We start from the raw sequence: 14,522 nt of genomic DNA, 5'->3' as shown, positions 1-14,522 counted from the left end.
ATCCAGCAGCGCGCCCGCCTCAAGGCAGACGCAACCGTGCAGCACGTGTGGCTTTTTATACAGCGTATCGCCCGTCGTCACGTCATACGTTTCACCATCAATGGTAAATCTGAAGCGCCCGGACAACACGCAGGTCAGTTGCTCATGCGGATGGCTGTGCATTGGCCCAACCGCGCCGGTGTCAAAGCTCACCTCCACCGCCATCATTTTCCCGCCATGCGCCAGTATCCGGCGGCTTACGCCGTCGCCAACGGCTTCCACCACGGTCGTTTCTCTAAAGCAGAACATGTCGTTTTCCTTACGGATTGATTCAGCCGAACAGGTTGTCAGGCAGCCTTGCCAGATAGAGCGCCGGTTGCCCTTCGAAATCAGAGGTGAACAGCACCTGTTTGTTATCCGGCGTAAAAGAGGGATGCGGATGCGTCACCTGGCGATCGCCGTCGAGCACGCGCCATGAACTGTGGTGCGCCGCCAGTCGCGCCTGTCTTTTTCCTTTTTTATCAAACACATAAATCCATGGATCGTTATCAATGGTGTAGCCTTGCGCATCCTGCACGTCTACCGGCGAGCCTGAGCCGTCGCCAACCAGCAGGCTGCCGTCGTGGTTGCTCATCAAATGTGAGCAGGCCGGCATGGTCATTATTACTTCGTTATGGCCGCTATCAGGGTCGAACCGACAGATATGGCGCGCCTGCTGCCCTTTAAGGTAGGAGACATAGATCAGCGCTGAACCGTCCGGCACCCAGAATTCGTGGGTGCAGCTTTCGCCTGGCGCATGGTTTTTTACCTTACGCACGTTGCTGCCGTCTTCATTCACCAGCCACATGCGGGCATCCACCAGATCGTGCGGGCCTTCGTGGCAGAAAGCGACGCAGCTGTCGTCGAACGGGCGATAAATTGGATGCCCGAGCCAGACATTGTCCTGATGAACGGTGCGGGTTGTGCCATCGCTTAAATCAACCCGAAGCAGACGACAGCGCGGCTTTTTGGTGTAAAAAGTGTGGAAAATCGACCAGTCGGTGAGCGGCTCCCAGTCTTTGCGGTCAATCTCAATACCGACCAGATGCGTACAGGCGCTGTTTGCCACCCAGGTGCCGTAGCCTGTCCACTCATCCGGCACGCGGTAGACCAGCGTTTCACTGTAGTCCGTCAGATCAACCTTTCTCAGTTCACGCTCGTTTTTCACGTAGTACAGATAGCGATCGTCCGGTGAAAGGAAGCCGCCAAAGGTGTTATCGCCCGCCCCTTCCGTGAGCTGCGTTGCCTGCTGGCGGGGAATATCCAGCAGGTAGTAGTTACGTTGCCCGCTGAACTCTGCGGCGAAAAGCAGCCGGTTGCCGCAGCGCGTGAAACATTTTTGGTAGAAATAGTTGCGGTGACACAGCACATCCGTAGGGGTAAGGCGCGTGACCTCTGCGCCTGTTCCCGCATCTTTATAATGATGAAAATGGAGAGTGATAATCGATCCCTTTGCCATCATGATCTCCCTGATTACACGATTATGAAAACAATGTTAATTTAATATACATAGAAACAACGTTTTAAAAACTAAGAAATAGTGTACCGATTTTAAATATGAATGGATTTTTATTTTTTTAATTGTGTGATTCTTTTCGCATAAATATAATGTACCTGCTGCATGCCTTTCAGTTTTCAGACTCTTTCTTGAAATAAAAAACAAATTTAATCCTTTGATTTGAAGGCTGTTTTATTTAATTAACCTGTTGTTAACGCTGTAACTTATCCCGTTAATGGCTTGTCTTGATTATTTATACGTGATTTCAATCACATTCTTAAGTTTGAAGTCTATGTATAAACCAATGGTTTTAAAAAAATGAAATATCGTTCTGAATATATATAGGGAACATAATATTATGGCGACAAATACCACATCTGTGGGGCAGGTTCACAAGGTTACGCTGGGGCACCAGTTGGCTTATGGAGGCGGAAATTTATTAGGTAGTGGCGCACTGGCAATTGCCGGCGCGTGGCTACTCTATTTTTATACCACCTTTTGCGGGCTGACCTTATTGGAAGCCTCTTTCATCTTTTCAACCGCCAGCATTATTGACGCAATCAGTAATCCGGTAATGGGCTATCTGACCGACAAATTTGGCCATACGCGGCTGGGTAAACGTTTTGGTCGCAGGCGCTTTTTTTTGCTAATTGGCGCACCGTTGATGATGGTTTATCCGCTGCTGTGGGTGGAAGGCTTTGGTTTCTGGTATTACCTCTCAACCTACGTACTTTTTGAGCTGATTTACACCTCGATCATGGTGCCTTATGAAACGCTGGCGACCGAAATGACCGATGATTTTGCCGTGCGTTCAAAGCTCACCGGCTTTAAAGCGATATTCGGGAAAATTGCCAATTTTCTGGCGGCGTTTATTCCCGGACAATTTATTCTTATTTATGGCAAAGACTCCGCGCAGCCCTTTTTCCTGACCGGTCTCAGCTACGGCGTAATCCTTTTTATCGCCATTGGCGTGCTCTGGTTTTATACCTGGGAACGCAAAGATGCGGCGGCAGACCCCGCGCCACAAAAACAGTCGCTGTGGAGAACGCTGGTCTCTCTGGCGCGCGATATGCAGTCCACCTTCTATCTGCGCGTGTTCCGCAAGCATTTGGGGATGTATCTGTTTGGCTTTGGCGCCGAGTGGCTGTTTGCTTCAGTATTTACCTATTATGTAATATTCGTTTTGCAATATGACCCGTCGATTCTGGCCGGACTCAACAGTTTGAATGCCATCTTGCAGCTCTTTTCCACCGCCGTATTTATTGGCATCTGTGTGAAAAAAGGCTTCAGTAAGCCCTATATCTGGGCGCTGGCCGTGGTGGTATTCGCCGTCGGCTGTTATTCAATGCTGCATTTCTTCCACTTACCTGTCTATCTCACCACGCCGATCATTATTGGTATCACCGTGATATTCGGACTGGGAACGGGTGGCGTCTACTATATCCCCTGGACGGTTTACACCTTCCTGGCGGACGTTGATGAAGTGTTCACCGGTCGCCGTCGCGAAGGTATCTATGCGGGCGCCATGACCTTTTCCGGGAAAATTGTTCGATCAATTATCGTGTTCGTGATGGGCGCGATCCTCAGTTATTACGGCTTCCAGTCAAAATCTCACACCCAACCGGAGAGCGCGATGGTGGCCATCTCCTGGGTCTTTTTCGGCGGCGTGACCGTGCTGGCGCTGATTGCGATGGTCTTCAGCTATCAGATGACGCTGAACCGCAAAACGCATCGGGTGGTGCTGGAAGAAGTGGCTCGTATCAAAGCCGGGGGTGAGCTGAGTGCTATCAGCCCGACGTCCAGAGCGATTATTGAGAAGCTGGTGGGCTATCCCTACGAGCAGTGCTGGGGCAACAGCGAGATCTGCAAAAAGATGAAGTTATCAACGGAGAGCGTTAAAGACGTTATCCAGCCGGTCTGAACAACAGGGAAATCGTCCCGTTCCTGACGGTGCGGGACAGGAAAAAGTCAGGAAGGACATGATGAAAGGATTGGCTTTATTACTTATTAGCACCTGCTTCAGCTGCGCCGCAGCGAACAGCGTGCCGGAAACGCAGACGTGGCACGCCATTACGTTTGGGCAGTCTACGGACATCAATTTTGCCACTAACGTGTTGCCGGACAAGGTCGGCGTGAATCAGGTGACGCTGGCGGGCGGCGAGCCGCTTGGTGACGCAGGCGGCAGGCTGATAACGCCGGTGCAGATTGAAAGTCGCGGCGGCAAGATCGGCAACAGCCACGATGGGTTGACCTTCTACTATACGCGCGTGCCCGCCGGCGCCAATGCGCAACTGGAGGCGGAGATCGGCATTGAGCAGTTTGGCCCGGAAAACGGCGCGCTACCGGCCGGTCAGGAGGGCGCAGGGCTGCTGTTCCGCGATACGCTCGGCAAGCCAAGGCAGGAGAAGATGCTACCGGGCTACGAAGAGTTTCCTGCCGCGTCCAACATGGTGATGAACGCGGTGATCACGCAGGACAAAAAGTCTGCTTACCAGGTGAAAACGGCGCTGATCTCCCGTAACGGCGTGGTGAATGCATGGGGCAACGCGGACATCGAAATCAAACGCAAGGCGGGGCGTCAGAATATCGATCTCCGCAGTACGCCGCGCTTTCGTCTGCGTCTTTCCCGCACGGATAGCGGTTTCGAGGCGGCCTGGGCCGACCTCAAAGAAGGCAAATGGATTGTTCAGTCCACCCATGATGCCGAACGGCTGACGGTTCAGGAGAAAGAGGGCTACTACGTGGGCTTCTTTGCCGCGCGCAATGCCAAAATCACCGTGTACAGCGCAACGCTGACGCTGAGCGATCGCCACAGCGCCGTTCCTCACGTCTTCGTCAGCAAGCCCGTGCCGTTAAAGATTGAAATTGCCTCAGCGCCGGTCTCGGCAGGTGACGATTATGTACTGCAACTGCGCAGCAACCAGAACGGTAAACTGGTGGTGAAAAGCGGAAGTGAAACGCTGTCTGAGCAGAAACCCGTTATCGCAGGCGAGATGCAACGTGTTCCGGTTTCACTGCCGCCAGCCCCGATGCGCCTTGACTATGTCTTCACCAGCGAAAGCGGCGAGGTGATAAGCGACGGTTTCACCGTCACCCGCGCCCGCGTGGCGATCATGGCTGAACTCTATGCTTCACCGGCGGGCAAGCCGGATGCCGACGGCAGCCTGGCGAAGCCGCTCGATATCGCCACGGCGGCTGCGCTGCTGGCACCGGGCGGCGTGCTGTGGCTGGCAGACGGCGACTACAGCCTGACGACTTTTCCCGCAGCGGTCAGCGGCACGCGTGATCGGCCTAAACGATTGCGCCCGCTCGGCCATCACGCGGTGCTGCACGGCTTCAATCTGGCGGCCAGCTACTGGGACATCGCCGGTATTAAGGTGACGGAAAAGAGCTTCACGATCGCCGGCAGCCACAACCGCATCGACAAAGTAGAAGCGTATGAGGCTGACGATACCGGCATCTGGGTGGCCTCGCCGCCTGACGTCGGACGGCCGCTGTGGGCCAGCCATAACGTCATTTCTCGTTCCGAATCATGGGGTAACCGCGATCCCGGCATGATCAATGCAGACGGTTTCGCGGTTAAGATGCGCGTTGGCGAAGGTAACAAACTTATCGCCTGTTTCGCCCACCATAATATCGATGATGGATTTGACCTGTTTAATAAAATTGAGGACGGCCCTAACGGACGCGTAATCATTGAAAAAAGCGTTGCGATGCGCAACGTGAATAACGGATTTAAAATGGGCGGCGAAGGTTTGCCGGTCGCACACGAAATATCGGACAGCGTGGCCATTGAAAATGGCATGGATGGCTTTACCGATAACTTCAATCCGGGAAGTTTAGCGGTTAAAAATAATACGGCTATCGATAATAAACGGTTTAATTATATTTTCCGCCCAGGCCCGTATGTCACGCCTGAACAGCAGGGCGTGTTCTCAGGGAATATCTCACTGCGTACGTCGGCAGGCGTGTGGCCCGATGCCGTCAACGGCACAGTAAAAAGCAATAACATATTTATCACAACGCAGTCTGTTAATCCTTAACCAGGGAACGCAGTTATATAAAGGAAGAGTCAAATGAATAAAAGGAATATTATCTTAAGCACGCTGTTGCTGGTCGCCCTCCCTGTCAGCGCCGTTACCCTTGATTATCGTCATGAATGGCAGGATATCAGCCGTTCCCACAAAGACAGAGTGTCCGTGTCGCACCGCTTTGCCAGTGGGCTGGGTTTCTCGCTGGAAACGAAATGGCGATCCGGCGGTGATAACACCAATCAGCCCTATAACGACGTGGTCAGCAATGGCACGGAAAGTTCTCTTAACTATCAGTATAAAATAAATCGCGCGTGGTTTGTCCAACCCGGATTTTCACTGGAGTCGTCCGGCGATAAAAGTATTTATAAGCCATTTATCACTTCCGGATACACCTTCAGCAATGGGTTCTCATTCAGGGCGCGTTATCGTTATGAATATACGCGTGAAACGCAACGTAATAAGGAGGATATGAAAACCAATCGCGGGGAATTCTGGCTGGGTTATCGCTATCAGGACTGGCGGTTTGAATATAATTATATTTACAAACACAGCGATCGGGTTCGCTTTGATAATAAAAAATGGGATTACGAGCACAATATTAAAGCGCTGTGGAATATGAACGCCAGCTGGTCGCCCTATGCTGAAGTGGGCAATATTGGCGTCAATAAAGTGACTGACCATCGCCAGACGCGCATGCGTCTGGGATTGCAATATCACTTCTGACCTCGCTAACAGGAAAGAAGTCACGTTTTACAAAAAAAGAAACATTGTTTTGTTATTGTTTGAAAGGCTTCTCAGTGCGCGCTAAACTGCTGAGTATTGCCACAGACGCGCGGTCTGAACCGGCTCTGTTCATCAACGAAACCATTTTCATCGCGCCATCACAGGAAGAGATCATGATTCTTGAGCAATTTGTACTGAAGGATAAGGTGGCGATCGTAACAGGTTGCAATACGGGGCTGGGTCAGGCGATGGCCGAGGGCCTGGCCCAGGCGGGATGCGATATCGTCGGCATTAATCGCACCACGCCGCATGAAACCGTAGAGCGAGTCGAAGCATCTGGCCGCCGTTTTCTCAGCCTGGAAGCGGACTTAGGCAGTATTGAGGCGCTGCCCGACCTGCTGGCGCAGGCGGTGAAGAACATGGGCCATATCGATATTCTGGTGAACAACGCCGGTATGATCCATCGTCAGGATGCGCTGAATTTCACTGAGGAAGCGTGGGATGAGGTGATGGATTTGAACATCAAGACGGTATTCTTTCTGTCGCAGGCGGTGGCGAAGCAGTTTATTGCTCAGGGAACAGGCGGCAAAATTATTAATATTGCGTCGATGCTCTCATTTCAGGGGGGTATTCGCGTGCCGTCTTACACGGCCTCCAAAAGCGCGGTGCTGGGCGTGACGCGTCTGCTGGCGAACGAATGGGCGCAGCACAATATCAACGTCAACGCCATCGCGCCCGGCTATATGAGCACCAACAATACGCAACAACTGCGCGCTGATGCCGACCGCAGCGATGAAATTCTTCAACGTATTCCGGCAGGGCGCTGGGGATTACCGGCGGATTTGATGGGGCCGGTAGTGTTTCTGGCCTCTGCGGCATCGGACTATGTGAATGGCTATACGCTGGCCGTCGACGGCGGCTGGCTGGCGCGTTAAACAACGACCTCAGGGAGAACCTAATGAATATTGCTTTAATGATGGAAAACAGCCAGGCGGCGAAAAATGCCATAGTGCTGGCGCAGCTTAAGGCGGTGGCGACTGATAACGGTGACAGCATATTTAATGTCGGCATGAGTGATGAACAGGATCACCACCTGACCTATATCCATCTGGGCATCATGGCCAGTATTCTGTTAAACGCACGCGCGGTCGACTTTGTGATAACCGGTTGCGGCACCGGGCAGGGCGCGCTGATGTCGTTGAACATCCATCCCGGCGTGGCGTGCGGTTACTGCATCGATCCGGCGGATGCGTTTCTGTTCAGCCAGATCAATAACGGCAATGCGCTGGCGCTGCCGTTTGCTAAAGGCTTTGGCTGGGGCGCGGAGCTGAATCTGCGTTATATCTTTGAAAAGGCGTTTACCGGTCGTCGTGGCGAAGGCTATCCGCCGGAGCGCCGTGAACCACAGGTACGCAACGCGGGCCTGCTGAGCGAGGTGAAAAAAGCGGTAGTGAAAGAGAATTACCTTGATTCGCTGCGGGCGATCGATCCTGAACTGGTGAAAACTGCCATCGGTGGCCCACGTTTTCAGCAATGCCTGTTTGAGCAAGGGAAAGATCGGGAGATTATCGCTTTTGTGAAGTCGTATCTGGATGCTTAACCGCTTCAATAAAAACGGGCTCGATTGAGCCCGTTTTACTGTCTGCGACACCACGCTATTCAGCAAGTTTTAGCCGCTCAGCGCCAAAAAAGTATTGCAGGGTGGCGAAGAAACACAGGCCGTAACCCAGCAGCTCAACGCCTTCTTCCACCATGTTTTTGACCGTATGGCTGTAGCCGTCCGGCATCAGATGACGCCAGAGATCCTGCATGCCGAACAGGCGAGAAAAAATCAGCACCGTCAGCAGCCCCGCGCTCATCATGCCCCACGACGGATGACGCAAAACGGCAGCCAGCCCTGCCACGGTACGCTGCGGATTCAGCGCGGCAATCACCACGCAAATTGCCGTGACGATCAGCGCAAACCACACCCAGCTACCGTGTGAGAGCGCGTCAAAAACAAAATCCAGCTCGCGGATCAGCATACAGGTATAGAAACCGCCGATCAGCGTCAAAGCGGGCCTCAGGCTGACCTTACGGTAAGCGCGCACAAAGCACAGCAGCGCGATCGTCAGCAGCATCAACTCCTGGGCGATCTCGGTGAGAGACGTTTCGTGAACCCCGTCGTTGATCCAGCTTACATCAATAAAGACCAGCCCCAGTAACACACAAAGAAAAACCGCACAGGCCAAAAACGTCAGTGCCCGGTAGCGAATAAACAGTAAATCCGATTGCATAGTGTCCCTCATATTATCTGGCTGCGATTATAGGAAGGTCACGCTACAGAATTTACCAATAAGTGCCGGACCTTACCCGACGAAAGAATATTTTTGCTGCTGTTTTTGAAACCACCCTGACGGAATGTGATAAGGCGCCTGCATCAATTGCGTAATGCCTTGCTCAATAATCACAGAAGCGCGTTGCCACAGTTCACGGTTGCCGTCGGGCAAAAGCGCGATCTGTACGCGTTTTTCCACCAGATAAACGCGGGCAAAACGCGCGTCGAACTCAATAATCGAGCAGGTATTGTCAATAATATCGGCAAGCTTGATGGTTTGCGCATCGGCAGAGGCCTGCGCCGTATGTTGAAAATGCGCCACCTTGCGCGCCGCGCGATTTTTAGCTTCCGGCGGATGCGTATTGGTCAGCATGCCGACCAGCGCGGCAACCTCGCTGCCGAAGTGGTTTTCAATATCGCCCTGCGTGGTATCGGTATCCTCGACCGTATCGTGAAGCCATGCGGCGGCGAGCATGATCTCGCTGTCGGTTACGCTGCGCACCAGTTCCACTACCGCAGCCGGATGAACGATATAGGACTCATTCGTGTACTTTCGACGCTGATCCAGGGCAGCATGCGCTTTTGTCGCATAGCGCCGCGCTTTTTCTTCCAGTGACGTCATCCCCTTCTCCCCGCACAATTAAAATTCGCTTGCAATTATATAGTGCACTATTTATATTTTGTCGCATGAGCACACATCAAGATGACAAAAAAGTGAAACCATCGCCACTGTTACTCGATCAGCAGCTTTGTTTTGCGCTTTACTCTGCGAATCTGGCGCTGCATAAGCTTTATCGTCAGTTGCTGACGCAGCTTGATATCACCTATCCGCAATATCTGGTGATGCTGGTGCTGTGGGAACGCGATGACGTGACGGTTTCTGATATCGGCGAGCGGCTGTTTCTGGATTCCGCCACCCTGACCCCGCTGCTGAAGAGGCTTGAGGCCGCAGGGCTACTCAACCGCCAGCGCTCGCGTAAAGACGAACGCCAGGTAATGGTCACGCTGACGGAAGAAGGGCGCGCGCTGAGGAGCAAAGCGGTCGGGATTCCGCAGTCGGTGTTTTGTGCCTCCGACTGCGATAGCGAGATGCTGCAATCGTTGAAAAATCAGTTGGAAACTTTCCGCGATAATCTGAATAAGTAAAAGATGCCGCTATGAAGCGCATCTGTACTCATAAAACGCTTTATATATCGTGCACGATTAATTCGTTCATTACTTGAAATCTCAACAAACCGGAGCCTTATTATGTCTATCGAAAAAGTTGTCTACCGTGCCAAAGCAAAAGCCACCGGCGGCCGTGATGGTCGCGCAACGTCTTCTGACGGCGTGCTGGATGTGAAGCTCGGCGTGCCGAAAGAGATGGGCGGCGCAGGCGGCGACGTCACCAACCCTGAGCAGCTTTTTGCGGCTGGCTACTCAGCCTGCTTTCTCGGTGCAATGAAATTTGTGGCGGGCCGCGACAAAATCGCTATGCCAAAAGAGGCGTATGTCGAAGGCGAAGTGGGTATCGGCGCGATTGCCACCGGTTTTGCGATTGAAGTGAAACTGAACATTCATCTGGAAGGGATGGATGCGGCTGAAGCGAAAAAACTGGTTGATACGGCGCACATCGTCTGTCCTTACTCTAACGCCACGCGTGACAATATCGACGTGACGTTAAATATCATCAACTGACCCATCTTTGAGGCGGTCAGCGCCGCCTCAAATCGTTTTTCCCGCCTTTTGCGCATTTTTTCGTCGCCTGAAACGGCATTGCAGGGTAAAGTGCGCGTTCTTTTTTTACCTGACAACCTGAAGCCACGCCGCATTGCATAGAATAATCGCAGCGATATTCGAACTCTGGCGCAGCGGCACGGTCTGATTAGCGTTTAAGAATTGTTTAGTTGCGCCGGGAAACTGTGTTAATGAATTATATCAAATCACTTACCCAGCAGAAGATTTCGCTTTTGCTGGCCGTTTATATCGGTATCTTCCTCAATCTTTCGGTATTTTACCGTCGTTTTGACCCTTTTTTGAGCCATTTCAAGGCGACACAGTGGCTGTCGGCGCTGGCTGAAGTCGTGGCAATCGTGCTGCTGACGTTTTTTCTGATGCGGCTGCTGTCTCTTGGTGGACGGCTGTTCTGGCGTATTATGGCCACGGCGCTGGTGCTGATCTCCGTTGCGGCCAGCTACTATATGAGCTTCTTCAACGTGGTGATTGGTTACGGCATCGTCGCCTCGGTAATGACTACCGACACCGATCTGTCGAAAGAGGTGATCGGCGTTCATTTTATTGTATGGATGGTGGCGGTGAGCCTGCTGCCGCTGCTGCTGATCTGGCGCAACGCGCTGCACATGACGCTGATCCAGCAGATAAAAACGCCGGGGCAGCGGCTGCGTCCGATGTTGACGCTGTTGCTGGCGGTAGCGCTGGTCTGGCTACCGATTCGCTATTTTGATAAGCAGCAGAATCGTAACGAAAAAGTCACCAATATCGATCTGCCCAGCTACGGCGGGGTGGTCGCCCACTCTTATTTGCCGTCTAACTGGCTGACGGCGCTGGGGCTGTTCGCCTATACCAGCTACGATGAAGAGATGGACAGCAAAGCGCTGCTCGATCCGGCAAAAAAATTCACCTATAACGCGCCGGCAGGATTGGACGATACCTATGTCGTTTTTGTCATTGGCGAAACCACCCGCTGGGATCATATGGGGCTGTTGGGCTACGCGCGCGACACCACGCCGAAACTCTCTAAAGAGAAGAATCTGGTCGCCTTTCGCGGCGAATCCTGCGATACCTCAACCAAGCTGTCGCTGCGCTGCATGTTCGTGCGCGAAGGCGGCACCGATGACGGCCCTGGCCGCGCGCTGAAAGAGCAGAACGTGTTTGCGGTAATGAAAGAACTTGGCTTCAGTTCGGAACTCTTTGCGATGCAGAGTGAAGTGTGGTTTTACAACAACACTGACGCCGACAATTTCGCCTTCCGTGAGCAGATAGGATCTGAAAAACAGAACCAGGGTAAATCGGTAGATGACATGCTGCTGCTGCCGGAACTGCAAAAATCGCTCGATCGCCATCCCAACGGCAAGCATCTGGTGGTGCTGCACACCAAAGGTTCTCACTATCTCTATTCACAGCGCTACCCGCGTGAATTTGCCCGCTATCAGCCGGAGTGCATGGGCGTCGACAGCGAGTGCAGTAAAGATATGTTGATTAACGCTTTTGATAACTCGGTGCTGTATACCGATACGGTGCTGGATAACGTGTTTGATAAGCTGCGCGATAAAAAAGCCATTGTTTTCTACGCGGCCGATCACGGTGAATCGATCAGCGATAACATGCACTTTCACGGCACGCCGCGCCAGATGGCGCCGCCGGAGCAGTTCCGCGTGCCGATGATCGTCTGGGCGTCAGATAAATACCTGGCCGATCCCAACAACCTCAGCGCCTTTGAACGCCTTCAGGCGCAACAGCGCGTAGGTAAGACGCATCGCCACGTTGAATTGTTCGATACCCTTCTTGGCTGCCTGGGTTACACCTCGCCGGATGGCGGCATCAATGAAAAAAATAACTGGTGTGCCGATCCGGATAAAGCGCCGCAGCACACCACGCTGTAACCCCTCTCCCTTTCTGTTAAAAGCGCCTCACCGCCGGGTGGGGCGCGCTGCCCGTAGCGGCTGAAAAACGCTTAATTCGCTCCACATTTCGCTTATGACAATTATTGCCGCCGGGCGCACATCCTATGCCAGAAAGGCAGCATATTTAGCTACCTTGTCAGCCATAAGCAAAGTGTATCGTTCACAAAGAAGCCGATTAATGGACAGAGTTAATTCTTTTTTTATGAAGTAAATCCCTGTTTTTCGCCACAGCAGCACTCTTTTTGCCTGCTTATTGGTGGGTTGATGGGTGTATAAGACTGCATTTGTAACGAAAAGGTTTTTTTTATATTTGCTTGCTGTTACTCACACTCTATGTAAATACCTGACAGTTGTATTGACGTTCTTCGCAACTGTTGACAAATTGATGCCTCAGTGAAAAAGGGATGCGGATTTATCCGATGGTTTTATGCCGTCAGGCTACGCAAATCCGCAGCGCATCACCGAGGCGAAAAGCGTCGCGCACGCCGCACAAAAAAAAATCACGGCGGGCGAATAAGTACACACAACACCACATCACATTTGGAGCAGAAGCATGAGAATTTCCCTGGCTAAGACAGGGGCGCTGAAGGTTGGTCTGAGCCTTATCGCTCTCACCGTAGCCGCTGGCGTCCAGGCAAAAACCCTGGTGTATTGTTCAGAAGGCTCTCCTGAAGGTTTCAACCCGCAGCTCTTTACTTCCGGCACCACCTATGACGCCAGCTCAGTTCCGATCTACAACCGTCTGGTTGAGTTCAAAATCGGTACGACCGAGCTTCAGCCTGGCCTGGCCGAGAAATGGGAAGTCAGCGAAGACGGCAAAGTGTACACCTTCCACCTGCGTAAAGGTGTGAAGTGGCAAACCACCAAAGATTTCAAGCCGAGCCGTGATTTCAACGCCGACGACGTGGTGTTCTCTTTTGAGCGCCAGTTAGACAAGAACAACAAGTTCCATGGCGTCTCTGGCGGCAGCTATGAATACTTCGAAGGCATGGACATGCCTAAGCTCATCAGCAAAATCGAGAAGGTGGACGACAATACCGTTCGCTTCGTGCTGACGCGTCCTGAGGCGCCGTTCCTTGCTGACCTGGGCATGGATTTCGCCTCAATTATGTCTGCGGAATATGCCGATAACATGCTGAAAGCCGGAACGCCGGAAAAAATTGACCTGAACCCGGTCGGCACCGGTCCGTTCCAGCTGCTGCAATACCAGAAAGATTCACGCATTCTGTATAAAGCGTTCGATCAGTTCTGGGGCACCAAGCCAAAAATCGATCGCCTGGTCTTCTCCATCACGCCTGATGCTTCCGTGCGCTACGCCAAGCTTCAGAAAGGCGAATGTCACGTGATGCCGTACCCGAACCCGGCCGACATCGCCCGCATGAAGGAAGACAAAAACATTAACCTGATGCAGATGCCGGGCCTGAACGTCGGTTACCTGTCGTTCAACACCGAGAAGAAACCGCTGGATAACCAGAAGGTGCGTCAGGCGCTGATTACTGCGGTGAACAAGAAAGCCATTATTGATGCCGTTTACAAAGGCGCCGGTCAGGAAGCGAAGAACCTGATCCCGCCGACCATGTGGAGCTACAACGACGCGGTGCAGGACTACGCGTACGATCCGGCGAAGGCCAAAGAGCTGCTGAAAGAAGCGGGCATGCCGGACGGTTTCTCCATCGACCTGTGGGCAATGCCGGTACAGCGCCCGTACAACCCGAACGCGCGTCGTATGGCCGAGCTGATCCAGTCTGACTGGGCGAAAATCGGCGTGAAAGCCAAAATCGTCACCTATGAGTGGGGCGAATACCTGAAACGCGCCAAAGCGGGTGAGCATCAGAGCGTGATGATGGGCTGGACCGGCGACAATGGGGACCCGGACAACTTCTTCGCCACCCTGTTCAGCTGTGCGGCGGCGAAAGACGGTTCTAACTACTCTCGCTGGTGCTACAAGCCGTTTGAAGATCAGATTCAGCCAGCCCGTGCTGAAGCCGATCACAACAAACGTATTGAGTACTACAAACAGGCTCAGGTCGTGATGCATGACCAGGCGCCTGCGCTGATTATCGCGCACTCAACGGTTTACGAGCCGGTGAGCAAAAAGGTTTCTGGCTACGTGGTTGATCCATTAGGTAAACATCACTTCGAGAACGTTGATATTCAGGAATAATGCGTGTGGCCGGTTCGCCGGCCCGTTTCGCAATCCCTGTCGGGCCGGAGGTTTCCGGCCCATTCCCGTGTTATCGCTCGGAAGCAAAAATGGTAAAGGCGCTGTTATCAGCGTCGCGACGGGGTTCACCCCGCGCAAGATGTGA

General features: G+C 52.7%; 13 protein-coding genes. 9 read left to right on the top strand and 4 right to left on the bottom strand.

Features of this window, described 5'->3' with window-relative positions; translation table 11 throughout:
- Both GS12_RS06915 and GS12_RS06910 read right to left on the bottom strand, forming a co-directional pair.
- Positions 1 to 288: cupin domain-containing protein (locus GS12_RS06915; RefSeq protein WP_034945227.1), on the bottom strand; the 288-nt coding region annotated here is incomplete at its 3' end.
- A gap of 22 nt (positions 289 to 310) precedes the next feature.
- The gene (locus GS12_RS06910; protein ID WP_034945225.1) at positions 311 to 1,477 is read right to left on the bottom strand and encodes an oligogalacturonate lyase family protein; all 1,167 of its coding nucleotides are present in this window, start codon (positions 1,475 to 1,477) and stop codon (positions 311 to 313) included.
- A 397-nt stretch (positions 1,478 to 1,874) separates the two neighbouring features.
- Here GS12_RS06910 and GS12_RS06905 point away from each other — a divergent pair, with 397 nt between their 5' ends.
- From GS12_RS06905 to GS12_RS06885, 5 genes are all read left to right on the top strand, one after another.
- Positions 1,875 to 3,437 (top strand): MFS transporter, encoded by a 1,563-nt coding sequence (locus GS12_RS06905; protein WP_034945222.1) that lies wholly within the window; start codon positions 1,875 to 1,877, stop codon positions 3,435 to 3,437.
- Between the two features lie 58 nt (positions 3,438 to 3,495).
- Entirely contained in the window at positions 3,496 to 5,559 is a 2,064-nt protein-coding gene (locus tag GS12_RS06900; RefSeq protein ID WP_152601368.1) for a right-handed parallel beta-helix repeat-containing protein, read from the top strand.
- Between the two features lie 33 nt (positions 5,560 to 5,592).
- Entirely contained in the window at positions 5,593 to 6,273 is a 681-nt protein-coding gene (locus GS12_RS06895; RefSeq protein WP_034945218.1) for an oligogalacturonate-specific porin KdgM family protein, read from the top strand.
- A gap of 173 nt (positions 6,274 to 6,446) precedes the next feature.
- The gene (gene kduD, locus GS12_RS06890) at positions 6,447 to 7,208 is read left to right on the top strand and encodes a 2-dehydro-3-deoxy-D-gluconate 5-dehydrogenase KduD (RefSeq protein WP_034945259.1); all 762 of its coding nucleotides are present in this window, start codon (positions 6,447 to 6,449) and stop codon (positions 7,206 to 7,208) included.
- 23 nt (positions 7,209 to 7,231) lie between these two features.
- A complete protein-coding gene (locus GS12_RS06885) occupies positions 7,232 to 7,873 on the top strand; it encodes an RpiB/LacA/LacB family sugar-phosphate isomerase (protein ID WP_034945215.1) in 642 nt (213 codons plus the stop codon).
- A 55-nt stretch (positions 7,874 to 7,928) separates the two neighbouring features.
- Here the strand turns inward: GS12_RS06885 and GS12_RS06880 are convergent, their stop codons facing one another.
- Both GS12_RS06880 and GS12_RS06875 read right to left on the bottom strand, forming a co-directional pair.
- Positions 7,929 to 8,549, bottom strand: a complete 621-nt coding sequence (locus GS12_RS06880) for a hypothetical protein (protein ID WP_034945212.1) — start codon at positions 8,547 to 8,549, stop codon at positions 7,929 to 7,931.
- Positions 8,550 to 8,621: 72 nt separating this feature from the next.
- The gene (locus GS12_RS06875; RefSeq protein WP_034945209.1) at positions 8,622 to 9,212 is read right to left on the bottom strand and encodes an HD domain-containing protein; all 591 of its coding nucleotides are present in this window, start codon (positions 9,210 to 9,212) and stop codon (positions 8,622 to 8,624) included.
- A 65-nt stretch (positions 9,213 to 9,277) separates the two neighbouring features.
- Here GS12_RS06875 and GS12_RS06870 point away from each other — a divergent pair, with 65 nt between their 5' ends.
- The 4 genes from GS12_RS06870 (at position 9,278) to dppA (ending at position 14,377) form a co-directional block, all read left to right on the top strand.
- Positions 9,278 to 9,736 carry a MarR family winged helix-turn-helix transcriptional regulator gene (locus GS12_RS06870; RefSeq protein ID WP_034945206.1) on the top strand — a complete coding sequence of 153 codons (459 nt, stop codon included), beginning with the start codon at positions 9,278 to 9,280 and terminating at the stop codon, positions 9,734 to 9,736.
- Positions 9,737 to 9,838: 102 nt separating this feature from the next.
- Positions 9,839 to 10,267: an organic hydroperoxide resistance protein gene (locus GS12_RS06865; RefSeq protein ID WP_034945203.1), complete on the top strand. Its 429-nt coding sequence runs from the start codon at positions 9,839 to 9,841 to the stop codon at positions 10,265 to 10,267.
- Between the two features lie 230 nt (positions 10,268 to 10,497).
- Entirely contained in the window at positions 10,498 to 12,192 is a 1,695-nt protein-coding gene (gene eptB, locus GS12_RS06860) for a kdo(2)-lipid A phosphoethanolamine 7''-transferase (RefSeq protein ID WP_034917937.1), read from the top strand.
- Between the two features lie 574 nt (positions 12,193 to 12,766).
- On the top strand, positions 12,767 to 14,377 hold the full coding sequence (dppA, locus tag GS12_RS06855; RefSeq protein ID WP_034945200.1) for a dipeptide ABC transporter periplasmic-binding protein DppA: 1,611 nt from the start codon (positions 12,767 to 12,769) through the stop codon (positions 14,375 to 14,377).
- Positions 14,378 to 14,522: the final 145 nt, after the last annotated feature.

This window comes from Erwinia oleae, from assembly GCF_000770305.1.
Lineage (GTDB): Bacteria > Pseudomonadota > Gammaproteobacteria > Enterobacterales > Enterobacteriaceae > Erwinia > Erwinia oleae.
This window is presented reverse-complemented; position numbering and strand designations above follow the sequence as displayed.

Coding starts and splice junctions, on each gene's coding strand:
- GS12_RS06910 (WP_034945225.1), bottom strand. CDS start 1,477: ATGGCAAAGGGATCGATTATCACTCTCCATTTTCATCATTATAAAGAT.
- GS12_RS06905 (WP_034945222.1), top strand. CDS start 1,875: ATGGCGACAAATACCACATCTGTGGGGCAGGTTCACAAGGTTACGCTG.
- GS12_RS06900 (WP_152601368.1), top strand. CDS start 3,496: ATGATGAAAGGATTGGCTTTATTACTTATTAGCACCTGCTTCAGCTGC.
- GS12_RS06895 (WP_034945218.1), top strand. CDS start 5,593: ATGAATAAAAGGAATATTATCTTAAGCACGCTGTTGCTGGTCGCCCTC.
- kduD (WP_034945259.1), top strand. CDS start 6,447: ATGATTCTTGAGCAATTTGTACTGAAGGATAAGGTGGCGATCGTAACA.
- GS12_RS06885 (WP_034945215.1), top strand. CDS start 7,232: ATGAATATTGCTTTAATGATGGAAAACAGCCAGGCGGCGAAAAATGCC.
- GS12_RS06880 (WP_034945212.1), bottom strand. CDS start 8,549: ATGCAATCGGATTTACTGTTTATTCGCTACCGGGCACTGACGTTTTTG.
- GS12_RS06875 (WP_034945209.1), bottom strand. CDS start 9,212: ATGACGTCACTGGAAGAAAAAGCGCGGCGCTATGCGACAAAAGCGCAT.
- GS12_RS06870 (WP_034945206.1), top strand. CDS start 9,278: ATGAGCACACATCAAGATGACAAAAAAGTGAAACCATCGCCACTGTTA.
- GS12_RS06865 (WP_034945203.1), top strand. CDS start 9,839: ATGTCTATCGAAAAAGTTGTCTACCGTGCCAAAGCAAAAGCCACCGGC.
- eptB (WP_034917937.1), top strand. CDS start 10,498: ATGAATTATATCAAATCACTTACCCAGCAGAAGATTTCGCTTTTGCTG.
- dppA (WP_034945200.1), top strand. CDS start 12,767: ATGAGAATTTCCCTGGCTAAGACAGGGGCGCTGAAGGTTGGTCTGAGC.